This is a genomic window from Rhizobium alarense, assembly GCF_021555155.1.
Taxonomy (GTDB): domain Bacteria; phylum Pseudomonadota; class Alphaproteobacteria; order Rhizobiales; family Rhizobiaceae; genus Rhizobium_D; species Rhizobium_D alarense.
This window is the reverse complement of the sequence record NZ_JAKGBU010000031.1, coordinates 1-11,570: the sequence shown is the minus strand read 5'-3', so window position 1 is coordinate 11,570 and position 11,570 is coordinate 1. Positions and strand designations below refer to the sequence as shown.

The following is an 11,570-nucleotide window of genomic DNA, read 5'->3' as shown; positions in this document are numbered from 1 at the left end:
TCGAGGCGGGCATGGGGCAGGTTAGGGTTCATCGCCCCTCATGCCGCGCCGGCGGCGAGAAGGCAAGCGCCGGCGCCTGCCGGCCGCTCAGAGCCAGACGATGCGGCCGGCAGGCGAGGGGCGCCGGTCGAGGTCGACGAGGGCGGAAATGCCCTGCGGCGTCGCCTCGTCTTCCGCGCGCCGGACTATCGCCGGCGTGTCCGTCACGCCATAGCCGCCGCGCATTTCCGGCAGCTTCTTCTGCAGGATGGCGATCGCCGCCTTGGCGACGGCGGGATCGTAGGCCGGCCGGTCCTCGGCGGCGGCGAAGGAGGCATGGCAAAGGGCTGCGGCAAGGGCCGCAAGGATGATACGACGCATGATGGAACATCCCTGTCCGAATGTTTTTCTTATGCGCCGGAGACTAGCAGCCAGAGGTTTCGCAACGGCCAAGGGATGTGGTTACGGAGCGGCAAAACGGGATGGTTGAAAAAGCCTGACCGCGCGCCTCCGCTTGCCGAACGCCGCGACGTCGGCTGCTATCCGGCGCAACCGTATCCGGAGACACCGGCGCCAGCTGGGGCGGGCCGATCAAAGACTTCACCCTGACGATCGACAAGGGCGCGCCCGAAACCCTCGTCAGCTTCTGCGGCGAAGGCGTGACGAAGATCGGACCGGCGACCTTTCGCATGAAGGCGGAAGACTTCGATCCGGACGGGGAGATCGATATCTTGCTGCTGAAACCGGTCGCGGGCAGTAGGACGGCGAACGTCCGACGCATGCCTCAGCGGTTCTTCTCGAAATAGCGGATCATGCCGGCATACTGGCTGTCCGGCTGGACCATCGATGTGATCAGCTCCAGGCTCATCGTTCTGATGGCCGGGTCGATGCCGGGGGAGTCGGCCGCCGCCCGCGCCAGGCGGTAGAACTCGTACTGCTTGTAGCGCAGCCGCTTCAACTCCGGCCGGTTCAGCCCGTAGAGCCGTTCGGCAGCATCGACGATCGCCGGCGCGCGCGGAATGCCGGGCTGGGGAATGACCTCGACCTCCTTCGTGCCGTCCAGCACGTCCCAGGCGAAGATCGCTTCGGGATCGTCGAAATAGGGATTGGGGATCAGCGGCTCCTCGAGGCGGTGCAGGTCGATGAAGGCCTGGACCTGGAGCGCGTCGAGCGGATCGGGAATGGCGGCCGGCCCGATCACGTCGAACTCCGCGTCGGTGGTGCTCGCCTCGATCGTCGGGCCCGCCATGCGCACGCCGCTGCACTCGAAGTGGTTGCTCTTGAAGAGCTGGTTGCAGACCGCGCAGGAGGCCAGGTAGTTGTCATAGACATAGGCGAGCCACCAGTAGACCGACTTCGGCCGGTAGTGCTCGACATCGCCAAAGGCCACGACCTTGGTTGCCGTCTCGCAGTAGGCACACTTGTCGAAGCTTTCCGTGAGCAACTGATCCTTGACGACCGACCACTTGGAATCGAACTTCAAGGCCAGCGCGGTATTGGCGGCCCGATGATCGCGAACCGCGGCCATCAGGTCGCGAAGGCGCTTCTGCGGCGTCTTCCCGCGAAAGGACGAATGGATCGCTTCCTTGGACCGAATTCGGTCGAGCCGGATCATTGCCGTGCCTTGGCCAGTGTTTCCTCGAGTTTCCTGAGAATTTCGATCTGATCGGACTTCAGAAGCGCCTGCTCCCGATCGCTCTCCGGGCGTTGCCCGAGCCGCTCGGAGATCGCCGCCATATGCGCCATGTCCTCCGCAGACTTCGTCTCCTTGCGGTGAAGCGCGCGGTAGGCCTCCTTGTCGTGCTCCACCTGCAGCGACTCGTCCGAGGCGTTGCCGAAGGCCTCCGTGGCGATGAGCTGGTTCAGCAGCATCGTCCTCGGATCGGCGGTGAACGGCTCGATCCGCACGTCGCGGTCCCGCCGGATGCAGTAATGCAGCGCGCCGGGGGCCGCCTGCTGCGCGGTAACGACGGAATGGGTCGTGACCAGCAACTGCATGTTCGGCAGTTGCGCCGTCAGGAAGTCGATGAGGCGCCGCTGCCATTTCGGATGAAGGTGCAGGTCGACCTCGTCGATGATGAGCAGGCCGCGCGCATGCATCGGGCTCTTGAAATCCTCGAAGATCTCGGTGACCTGGAACAGCAGGTCGCCGATCCAGGCCGCGACATTCTGGAAGCCGTCCGAAAGCTGGCGCAGGGAGACCGGTCCGTCCGCCGTGTCGAAGATCAGCGTGCTCTTTTCCTTGTCGATATGGGAAAAGGTCATGTCCGGCAGAAAGTCCGACAGCACCTCGGAGACGACCGACAACCGTTCGCCGTTGCTCTGGTAATCGAGCTGCATCGCCCAGCTTTCGAGCGGGTTCAGCTCGGCCTCCCGGTCGAACAGCGATGCGACGTTGAGCGCGCGCGGGTGGCGGAACGGCCCGCTTCCCCCGCTGCGCGACACCGAAGCCGGTGCGAGCCGGCGCGATGCACCGTAGCCGATCGTCAGGAAGCTGCGGCTCGTGTGCTCCAGCGCGTCGTCCAGCGGCGAGCCCGTCTCGAAGCTGCGCCTCAGGAACTGCGCCGTCGTTTCGCCGCGGCGGAAGACCAGCGTGACTTCGCGCTCCTCGGCCTTCTTCGTCTCGAACCGGACGCGGATGCTTGCCTCTTCGGCGCCCTCCCGTATCCATTCGTTGGGATCGCGAAGATGCTCCGCGATCGCATCGGTGCCGAGCATCGCGAGCGCGACGGCCTTCAGCACCGTCGACTTGCCGGTGCCGTTCTCGCCGAGCAGGACGGTCCACTTTCGGTTGCTTCCGCCCGGAAGATCGAAATCCAGCGAAGCGTCTGCGAAGCAGCGGATGTTGGTCAGTTGCAGATGTTTCAGGAACATCGTTCAAATCCACCCGGGACCCTGGAATAAAACCACAAGATGCAGCGCCTGGCAACGGGCGCCGGCGCACCCGTGCCATGGAGGCTATCGACTAATCCAGGCGGCGGGAAGCCTGCCTCAGCCCGCGACCCCGACGCCGACCGCGGCCTTCTGGCCGAGCGTGTTGAACACCGTCGTCACGATGCCGGCACGGTCGAGGCCGGCCCTGGCATACATGGTTTCGGGTTTCGCCTGGTCCATCCAGACGTCCGGCAAGACCAGCGGCCGGACCTTGAGCCCCGTGTCGAGCAGCCCTTCGATCGCCAGGAACTGGAGCACGTGGCTGCCGAAGCCGCCGACGGCACCCTCCTCGATGGTGATGAGCACCTCGTGGTGGCGGGCGAGCTGCCGGAGGAGGTCGTGGTCGAGCGGTTTGGCGAAGCGTGCATCGGCAACCGTCGTCGGGAGGCCGGCGGCGTCGAGGTCCTCCGCGGCCAGCAGACAGTCGGCAAGCCGCGTGCCGAAGGAGACGAGCGCCACCTTCGAGCCCTGCTTGACGACGCGGCCCTTGCCGATCTCGAGAATCCGGCCGCGCTCCGGCAGTTCCACGCCGACGCCCTCGCCGCGCGGATAGCGGAAGGAGATCGGTCCGTCGTCATAGGCGGCGGCCGTTCGCACCATGTGCTTGAGTTCCGCCTCGTCGGCCGCCGCCATCACCACGAAGCCGGGCAGGGTGGCGAGATAGGTCGTGTCGAAGGAGCCGGCATGGGTCGGCCCGTCGGCGCCGACGAAGCCGGCCCGGTCGATCGGGAAGCGCACCGGCAGGCCCTGGATCGCCACGTCGTGCACCACCTGGTCGTAGGCGCGCTGCAGGAAGGTGGAATAGAGCGCGCAGAACGGCTTGAAGCCCTCGGCGGCGAGGCCGGCGGCGAAGGTCACCGCATGCTGCTCGGCGATGCCGACGTCGAAGGTGCGCGACGGATAGACGCTCGCGAGCCTGTCGAGCCCGGTGCCGTTCGGCATGGCGGCGGTGATGCCGACGATCTTCTCGTCGAAGCCCGCCTCCTGCACCAGCGCGTCGGCGAAGACCGCCGTATAGGCCGGGGCGTTCGGCTTGGCCTTGGTCTGCGCGCCGGTGATGATGTCGAACTTGTTGACGCCGTGATACTTGTCGGCGGCGGCTTCTGCCGGCGGATAGCCCTTGCCCTTCTGCGTCACCACGTGGATCAGCACAGGCCCCTGGGCGTTGTCGCGCACGTTGCGCAGCACCGGCAGCAGATGGTCGAAGGAATGCCCGTCGATCGGGCCGATATGGTAGAAGCCCATCTCCTCGAACATGGTGCCGCCGGTGACGTAGCCGCGCGCGTGCTCGACGGCACGGGTGATCGCCCGGTCGATGTTCTTGCCGAGATAGGCCGTCAGCTTCTTGCCGAATTCGCGGAAGCCCATGTAGCTGCGCCCGGAGGCGAGGCGGGCGAGATAGGCGCTCATGGCGCCGGTCGGCGGCGCGATCGACATGTCGTTGTCGTTGAGGATGACGATCAGCCGCGCGTCGAGCGCGCCGGCATTGTTCAGCGCCTCGTAGGCCATGCCCGCCGACATCGCACCGTCGCCGATGACGGCGATGACGTTGCGCTTCTCGCCCGTCATCTCGGCGGCGACCGCCATGCCGAGGCCGGCGGAGATCGAGGTGGAGGAATGGGCGGCGCCGAAGGGATCGTATTCGCTCTCGGCGCGGCGCGTGAAGCCGGAAAGGCCGTTTTCCTGCCGCAGCGTCCGGATGCGGTCGCGCCGCCCGGTCAGGATCTTGTGCGGATAGCACTGGTGGCCGACGTCGAAGATCAGCCGGTCGTTCGGCGTGTCGAATACCTTGTGGATGGCGATGGTGAGCTCCACGACGCCGAGGCCGGCGCCGAGATGGCCGCCGGTGCGCGACACCGCGTCGATCATCTCCGCGCGCAGTTCTTCCGCGAGCTGCGGCATGTCGCGGTCTTCCAGCGCCTTCAGGTCCGCGGGATAGGTGACCTTGTCGAGGAGGGGCGTGGCTGGCTGTTGTGTCACTCTCAAGCCTCTTTTCGGCAGCCTGCGGTCGGCGCCGGTTGACGGATGCGGCGCCTGTTCCTGCCGTGCATGCAGGATGACAGGCCGCTTGGCAACCGCTTCCAGTGCACTTTAGAGGCAATTTCAAGACATTGGAACAGCGCGGCTTGCCGCATCACCGGCCTGTGAAGCGCTGTCCCGGATTTCCGGTGCGCCAACGTGGATCAGGCTTGCGGCAGCGGGATGAATTCCTCCTCGTCGCCCGGCACGATGTCGAAGCGGCCGCTGCGCCACTCCTCCTTCGCCTGCTCGATGCGCTCCTTCGAGGACGAGACGAAATTCCACCAGATATGCCGCTTCGAGCCGAGGGCGGCGCCGCCGAACAGCATGACGTGACAGCCCTCGGCGCCGGCCTTCAGCGTGATCGCGTCGCCGGGGCGGAAGATCAGCAGCCGGTCCGCTTCGAAGAGATCGCCGGCGACGTCGAGCGTGCCGGTCAGCACGTAGACGGCCCGCTCCTCCCAGTCGGCGGCAAGCGGGGCGGATGCGCCCGGCGCGAGCGTCAAGTCGGTATAGAGCGTGTCCGAGAGAACGGAGACCGGGGATCGATAGCCTTCGTAATGGCCGATGATGACGCGGCCTTCGACGCCGTCCAGGGCGAAGGCCGGCAGCTCGCCGCTCGTCGTATGGGAGAAGAGCGGCTCGATCTCCTCGTGCCCGTCCGGCAGCGCCAGCCAGGTCTGCAGGCCGGAGAGCGCATGGTCGCGGCCGCGCACGTTTTCCGGCGAGCGTTCGGAATGCACGATGCCGCGTCCCGCCGTCATCAGGTTCACGTCGCCGGGCCGGATCACCATTTCCGTGCCGAGGCTGTCGCGATGCTTGATCTCGCCGTCGAAGAGATAGGTCACGGTCGAGAGCCCGATATGCGGATGCGGCCGGACGTCGATCGCCTGGCCGGCGCGGAAGAGGGCAGGCCCCATGCGGTCGAAGAAGATGAAGGGACCGACGAGCCGCCGCTTCGCCGTCGGCAGCGCCCGACGCACCTGGAAACCGCCGAGATCGCTGGTGCGCGGGATGATGAGATGCTCCAGCGCGTCACAGGTCGCCGCATCGCCGGCCTCGGGGTCGTTTCCGGGGAAGAAGGACATGGGGGTCTCCGGTCGGATAACTGCTCTTTGGCGTATTGTTACTCTTTACGATGGGGTAATGTCTAAACTTCGAAATCCTCGGGCAGGTCAGGTAAGATCCGTTCGATATCGGCGAGAAGAGGCGGTAGTTGTTTCGTGACGATATCCCGTAGGATTTCTGCATCCACTTGATCGTAGAGGTGACGCAGCACGTTGGCAACGTCACGGATTCGCCGCCAAGGATGGTCCGGTAGCAGTTCTTCTGCTCGGCTATCCAATTTCGTCGCCGCCTCCGATATCCGCAATATGCATCGTTCGGTCGCGTCCCGTCGAAGGACGTTGGACCTGAACGCGTCAAGATCGAGTCCGGCTGTATAGGCGAGGATACGCGTCCCGTTTTCTGCGATATCGCATAGCCGCGTCTTGGGACGACTAGAAGGCAACAATCCGGTCCCGTTCGACTCGCTGTCGAAGTTCATCCTTCTGGATTGGCTCGGGAAGGATATCGACATCGTGACCAGTGATCTTCTCGATCAAGCCCTTCAGGTCCGCAAGCGCCCCGAAGTAGCCGAAGCCCGAACTCCGTACCTCATCTGAAAGATTGACCAGCACGTCTATGTCCGATCGAGGCCCGTTGTCACCTCGCGCGACTGACCCGAAAAGCGACAAATGACACGCACCCGCCGCCTCCAATTCAGGCGGTGTTTCAGAAGCTTCGCGATGATTTCGTCCTTCACCATGCGCAAAATCTATCACAACGCGAAAAGCCAGTCGACCGCCACCCTCACGCGCTGTCGAGCGGTTCCGTGCCCTGCGGCTTGCCGGCGCGGTCGAGGCGGATCTTCTCGATGCGGTTTTCGGCCGCGCTGAGCAGCGTCTCGCAGTGCTTCTTCAGCGCCTCGCCGCGCTCGTAGATCTCGATCGACCGGTCGAGGGGCACGTCGCCGCGCTCCAGCGCCGCCACGATCTTTTCCAGCTCCTCGACGGCCTGTTCGAAGGTGAGCGCCGAGACCTCGGCGGCTTGCGGTGTGGTGGTCATGCTCAGCCTCTCATCAGCCGGTCGATATGGGTCGCCGCCGATTCGGCGAGGCCCTGCAGGTCATAGCCGCCTTCGAGCACGCTGACGACCCGGTTCTTCGCCGAGCGGTCCGCGAGTTCCAGGAGCTTCGCCGTCGCCCAGTCGAAATCGTCGGCGACGAGGTTGATCTGCGCCAGCGGGTCGCGGTGGTGCGCGTCGAAGCCGGCGGAGATGACGATGAGGTCCGGGCGGAAATCGGCGACGCGCGGCAGGACACGCGACCTGAAGGCCTCGCGGAAATGGTCGCTGCCGGCATTCGGCGAGAGCGGCGCATTGACGATGTTGCCGGCGCCGACCTCCGTCTTCGCCCCGGTGCCGGGATAGAGTGGCATCTGGTGCGTCGAACAGAAGAGCACCGAGGGATCGTCGAAGAAGATGTCCTGGGTGCCGTTGCCGTGGTGCACGTCCCAGTCGACGATCGCGACGCGTTCCGCCCCGTGCGCCTTCTGCGCGTGACGCGCGGCGATCGCCACGTTGTTGAAGAAGCAGAAGCCCATGGCCTTCGTCTTCTCGGCATGGTGTCCCGGCGGGCGGGAGGCGACGAAGACGTTGTCGGCGCGTCCGGAAAAGACGTCGTCGACCGCGGCGACCACCCCGCCGATGCCCGTCAGCGCGGCCTGCAGGCTCGCCGGGCTGGCATAGGTGTCGGCCTCGAGCTGGTTGATCGTGTCCTCCTCCTCGGGGATCTCCTTCATCACGGCGCGCAGATGCTCTTCCGGATGGGCGAGCAGCACGAAATCCTCGTTCGCCTGCGGCGCCTTCTGGCGCTTCAGCGCCCGGAAGCGCTCGTGCTCGAGCGCAAGGTTCAGTGCACGCAGCCGGTCGGGACGCTCCGCATGGCCCTCCGGCACCTTGTGTTCGAGGAAGATCGGATTCTCGTAGAGGATCGTCGTCATGGCGGGAGGCTATCCGTTGCGTCCGGCAAGGTCCACGGGAAATGGGTTGCCCGCGCCGGCTTTTCAACAGCCGGCGACGGCGTCGCCCGGCGCGAGCAGCACCTTGCCGCGCCGCGCCGGGTCGGTCTGCCGGCGGAGGGCCTCGGCCAGATCCGCCAGGGGGAAGGTCGAATCAACGGCGCTTGCGAGCGCACCCGAGGCGACGCCCGCGAAGCTGCGCGCGAAGGCGGCCTCGATCTCGCCGCGCGGCGTTGCATGGATCCAGTTGCGCAGCCACAGGAAGCTGAAGGCGACGTCGCGCCGTTCCGTCACCAGCCGCGGGTCGAGCTGGGCACCGCTCAGCGCGCCGTACTGCACGAAGGCGCCGCCGGGGCGAAGGGCCTGCGCGATGAGCCTGTCGCCGACGACACCTCCCACGGCGTCGAGCACGCCGTCGAGGCCCTCCGGCGGGACGGCATCGCTGGCGTCACCGAGCACGCAGGTCTTGACATCCGGGCTCCGGGCGGAAAAGCGGTCGCGGCTTTCCGCGCTGCGCAGCAGTGCGACCGGCCGGAAGCCGGCCTCGGCGAGCAGGTGGACCAGCATGCGGCCGATCGCCGAATTTGCGGCGGTCACGCCGATGCGGCGCCCCGCCGCCGCGCCGAAATGCGTGCCCAGCGCCGCGATGAGCCGGAAGGCGGTGAGCGGGTTGATGTAGCTCGTTGCGGCCGCCTCGTCCGCGAGGCCGCCGGGCACCGCGAAGCACCAGGCGGCGGGCCGCAGGAGATACTGCTGCCAAAGGCCGCTCGCGCCGATCGGCAGCACACGATCGCCCTCCCGCAGGCCGGACACCGCGGGACCGGTCCGCACCACCACGCCGACGCCCTCGAAGCCGGGCACGAAGGGAAGCGTCGTGCGGCTGCGATAGGCGCCGGTCACCGGTATGAGGTCGGAGGGGTTGATCGCGGTCCTGAGGATGCGCAGTTCGACCTCGCCCGGACCCGGCGCGGGACGCGGCGCGTCCTCGAGGAGGATCACTTGAGAAGGGTCGCCGAACTCTCTAACAACGGAACGCAGCATGGATTCTTTCGCGGGCGCCGGCGTGGACGATCGACAGGACATTCGAGTGACCGAGATCCGGATACCGTTCCGCGATATAGACATGCACGGCCACATGCACAATGCCGCCTACTATGCCCATGCCGAGGCCGCGCTCGGCCATCTCTGGCGGCACCGGCCGAAGGCCGACGCCGGCATCGTCTACTTCGTCCGAAAGTCCGCCTGTACCTTTTCGAGCGGCCTTGCCTATGACGATCCGGCCCGCCTCGCCGTGTCGGTGACCCGCATCGGCGCGACGTCGGTCAGCTTTGCCGTCGTGATCTCCTCCGCGGGGAGAACCGTGGCGGATGTCGAGTTCGTCTGGGTGGCGGTCGACGCGGCAAGCCGCCAGCCCGTCAATCTGCCGGCCGAGATCCGGGACTGGCTGAAGCCGTTTCAGGCTTGAGGACGGCGGGCGGTCAACCGCCGGAAAACGCGACGGTTTCGAAAAGCGCGGCGATCCCCATGCCGCCGCCGATGCCCATCGTCGCGAGGCCTCGCGTGCCGGGGGACGTGTCGCGCATCTGGCTGAACAGCCGCACCGCCAGGATCGCCCCGGAAGCGCCGTAGGGATGGCCGAGGGCGAGCGCGCCGCCGTCCCGGTTGACCGCCGCCGGATCGACGCCGAGCGCGTCGAGGCTGGCGAGCACCTGGCTCGCGAAGGCTTCGTTGAACTCGACGAAGGGCACGGCCCGCGGGTCGAGGTCCGGATTGCGGGCGACGAGCTTCTCTATCGCCGGAACCGGCCCGAGGCCGAGCAGGTTCGGATCGACGCCTGCGACGGCGGCGTCGACGAAGGCGAGCCCCTGCCGTGTGCCCATGCGACGGGCATCCTCGAGCGACGTCACCAGCACGAGCGCCGCGCCGTCGTTGATCGGGCAGGCGTTGCCGGCCGTCACCGTGCCGTCGTCGCGGAACACGGGTTTCAGCCGGGAGAGCTTTTCGAGCGTCGTGTCCGGCCGCGGGCATTCGTCACGGGCTATCGGCCCCTCCGGGGTCCCGACGGGCACGATCTCGTTGACGAAGCGGCCGGCTGCTTGGGCAACGACGGCGCGGCGGTGGCTTTCGAGCGCGAAGGCGTCCTGCCGCGCGCGCGCGATGCCGGCATGCCGTGCAACGTTTTCCGCAGCGATCCCCATGTCCGGGTCGCCGACCGTGTCCGGCGCCATGCGCGCGCGCCTGAGCGGCATGGGGTCCCCGCCTTCGGTGCGCGGCGGTTGGAAGCGCAGGTTGGCGCGGCTCGCGCTTTCCGTGCCGCCGGCGATATAGAAGCGGCCGGCGCCCGCCTGGACGAGCCGTGCCGCAAGCGCGATCGCCTCCAGCCCGGAACCGCATTGCCGGTCGACGGTCATGCCGGGCACGGCGACCGGCAGGCCGGCCTCGAGCGCCGCGAGGCGCGCGAGATTGCCGGCGCTGTTGGCGGCGTTGCCGAGGATCACGTCATCGATTGCCACGGGGGCGGTGCCCGTTTCCGCAAGCAGTCGCCGGATCAGCGGCACGGCGAGGCTCGCGGGTTCCACGGTCCGCAGGCTGCCGCCGGCGCGCCCGACGGGCGTGCGAAACGCGGCGACGATGACGGGCCGGCGGGCGGGGTCAGAAGAGGCGCTCAAGGTCGTCGCTCTCCTCTGCGATCCAGTGCCGCACGGTCTTCGCCGCCACCTTGCCCGATCCGGTCATCGGCATCGAGCGGCAGAGCCACATGCGACGGGGGTGCTTGTAGCGCGGCAGCCGGGCGGCGAGGTCCAGCGCGAGCGCATCGGCGTCGGGCGCGACGCCGTCCGGCTCGATTACCGCCACCAGTTCCGTCCCGAGATCGGCATGCTCGAGGCCGCAGGCGAAGGCGCTGCGGATGCCGGGCATGGAAACAAGCACCGCCTCGATCTCGGACGGATAGATGTTGTTGCCGCCGGACACGAGCATGCCGCCGGCGCGGCCGATGAGATGCAGCATGCCGTCCTGATCGAGAAAGCCGAGGTCTCCGACCGTCGCCAGCACGCCGAGCCGCCGGAACCCCGCGCCGTCGCCGCCGGCAAGATAGCCGTCGGAGATCAGCGGGCTGTCGACGAAGATCGTGCCCGTTTCGCCGGCCGGCAGAACGAGGCCGGCCTCGTCCCGCACGGAAAGCCCGACGCCCGGAAAGGCGCGGCCGACGGCGGTCGGCGAGGGCGGATCGGCGGGATCGGTCACGCTGACGAAGCCGAGCTCGGAGGCGCCGTAATATTCGCGGATCGCCGCCTGCGGCAGGGCGCGGGCCGCTGCCTGCCGGTCGGCGACGGTGAGCTTCGCGCCCGCGACCGTCGCCGCCGTCACAGACCGGAGCGGGGTCCCGGAGACGCTGTCGCAGATCCGCCGCAGCATCGTCGGCACCAGCACCAGCCGGCGCACCTCATGCGCGGTGACGAGGGCCGCGGCGGCGGCGGCGTCGAAATGCGGGGCGGCGATGAATTCGCCGCCCGCCGCGAGCGTCTCGGTCATCGCATAGAGCGCGAGGCCGTGGGCGAGCGGTCCCGGCGAAAAGGT

General features: G+C 67.5%; 13 protein-coding genes and 1 pseudogene. 2 read left to right on the top strand and 12 right to left on the bottom strand.

All coding sequences use genetic code 11. The features are described 5' to 3' along the window. Nucleotides 1-87 precede the first annotated feature (87 nt). Nucleotides 88-360, bottom strand: a complete 273-nt coding sequence (locus LXM94_RS11695) for a hypothetical protein (RefSeq protein ID WP_235771497.1) — start codon at nucleotides 358-360, stop codon at nucleotides 88-90. Nucleotides 361-545: 185 nt separating this feature from the next. Here LXM94_RS11695 and LXM94_RS11690 point away from each other — a divergent pair. Beyond that, nucleotides 546-785 (top strand): annotated as a pseudogene (locus LXM94_RS11690) (DUF4424 family protein); the annotation flags it as partial. Here LXM94_RS11690 and LXM94_RS11685 read toward each other — a convergent pair. The 9 genes from LXM94_RS11685 to LXM94_RS11645 form a co-directional block, all read right to left on the bottom strand. Next, nucleotides 764-1,594: an HNH endonuclease family protein gene (locus tag LXM94_RS11685; RefSeq protein ID WP_235771495.1), complete on the bottom strand. Its 831-nt coding sequence runs from the start codon at nucleotides 1,592-1,594 to the stop codon at nucleotides 764-766. The pseudogene LXM94_RS11690 and the gene LXM94_RS11685 sit on opposite strands and share 22 nt — an antisense overlap. Then, complete coding sequence (locus LXM94_RS11680; protein ID WP_235771494.1) at nucleotides 1,591-2,853, bottom strand: AAA family ATPase; 1,263 nt, start codon at nucleotides 2,851-2,853, stop codon at nucleotides 1,591-1,593. Before LXM94_RS11680 ends, LXM94_RS11685 begins: the two co-directional genes overlap by 4 nt. A gap of 117 nt (nucleotides 2,854-2,970) precedes the next feature. Then, entirely contained in the window at nucleotides 2,971-4,893 is a 1,923-nt protein-coding gene (dxs, locus tag LXM94_RS11675) for a 1-deoxy-D-xylulose-5-phosphate synthase (RefSeq protein WP_235771493.1), read from the bottom strand. Between the two features lie 203 nt (nucleotides 4,894-5,096). Beyond that, complete coding sequence (locus LXM94_RS11670) at nucleotides 5,097-6,020, bottom strand: pirin family protein (protein WP_235771492.1); 924 nt, start codon at nucleotides 6,018-6,020, stop codon at nucleotides 5,097-5,099. 62 nt (nucleotides 6,021-6,082) lie between these two features. Beyond that, nucleotides 6,083-6,478 (bottom strand): HepT-like ribonuclease domain-containing protein, encoded by a 396-nt coding sequence (locus LXM94_RS11665; RefSeq protein ID WP_235771491.1) that lies wholly within the window; start codon nucleotides 6,476-6,478, stop codon nucleotides 6,083-6,085. Further along, entirely contained in the window at nucleotides 6,432-6,611 is a 180-nt protein-coding gene (locus LXM94_RS11660) for a hypothetical protein (protein ID WP_235771490.1), read from the bottom strand. The genes LXM94_RS11665 and LXM94_RS11660 overlap by 47 nt, the downstream gene beginning before the upstream one ends. 172 nt (nucleotides 6,612-6,783) lie before the next feature. Continuing rightward, nucleotides 6,784-7,038, bottom strand: coding sequence for an exodeoxyribonuclease VII small subunit (locus LXM94_RS11655; protein ID WP_235771489.1), 255 nt, complete (start codon nucleotides 7,036-7,038; stop codon nucleotides 6,784-6,786). 2 nt (nucleotides 7,039-7,040) lie between these two features. Then, entirely contained in the window at nucleotides 7,041-7,973 is a 933-nt protein-coding gene (locus LXM94_RS11650) for a histone deacetylase family protein (RefSeq protein ID WP_235771488.1), read from the bottom strand. Nucleotides 7,974-8,036: 63 nt separating this feature from the next. Then, a complete protein-coding gene (locus LXM94_RS11645; protein ID WP_235771487.1) occupies nucleotides 8,037-9,032 on the bottom strand; it encodes a zinc-dependent alcohol dehydrogenase family protein in 996 nt (331 codons plus the stop codon). Between the two features lie 22 nt (nucleotides 9,033-9,054). On the opposite strand from LXM94_RS11645, the gene LXM94_RS11640 reads away from it, so the two are divergent. After that, nucleotides 9,055-9,456 carry an acyl-CoA thioesterase gene (locus LXM94_RS11640; RefSeq protein WP_408015627.1) on the top strand — a complete coding sequence of 134 codons (402 nt, stop codon included), beginning with the start codon at nucleotides 9,055-9,057 and terminating at the stop codon, nucleotides 9,454-9,456. Between the two features lie 13 nt (nucleotides 9,457-9,469). Here the strand turns inward: LXM94_RS11640 and LXM94_RS11635 are convergent, their stop codons facing one another. Together LXM94_RS11635 and LXM94_RS11630 are read right to left on the bottom strand one after the other, a co-directional pair. After that, on the bottom strand, nucleotides 9,470-10,660 hold the full coding sequence (locus LXM94_RS11635) for a thiolase family protein (protein ID WP_235771485.1): 1,191 nt from the start codon (nucleotides 10,658-10,660) through the stop codon (nucleotides 9,470-9,472). Next, nucleotides 10,644-11,570, bottom strand: a 927-nt coding sequence (locus LXM94_RS11630) for an AMP-binding protein (protein ID WP_235771483.1), incomplete at its 5' end; no start/stop codon positions are given. The genes LXM94_RS11630 and LXM94_RS11635, both read right to left, overlap by 17 nt.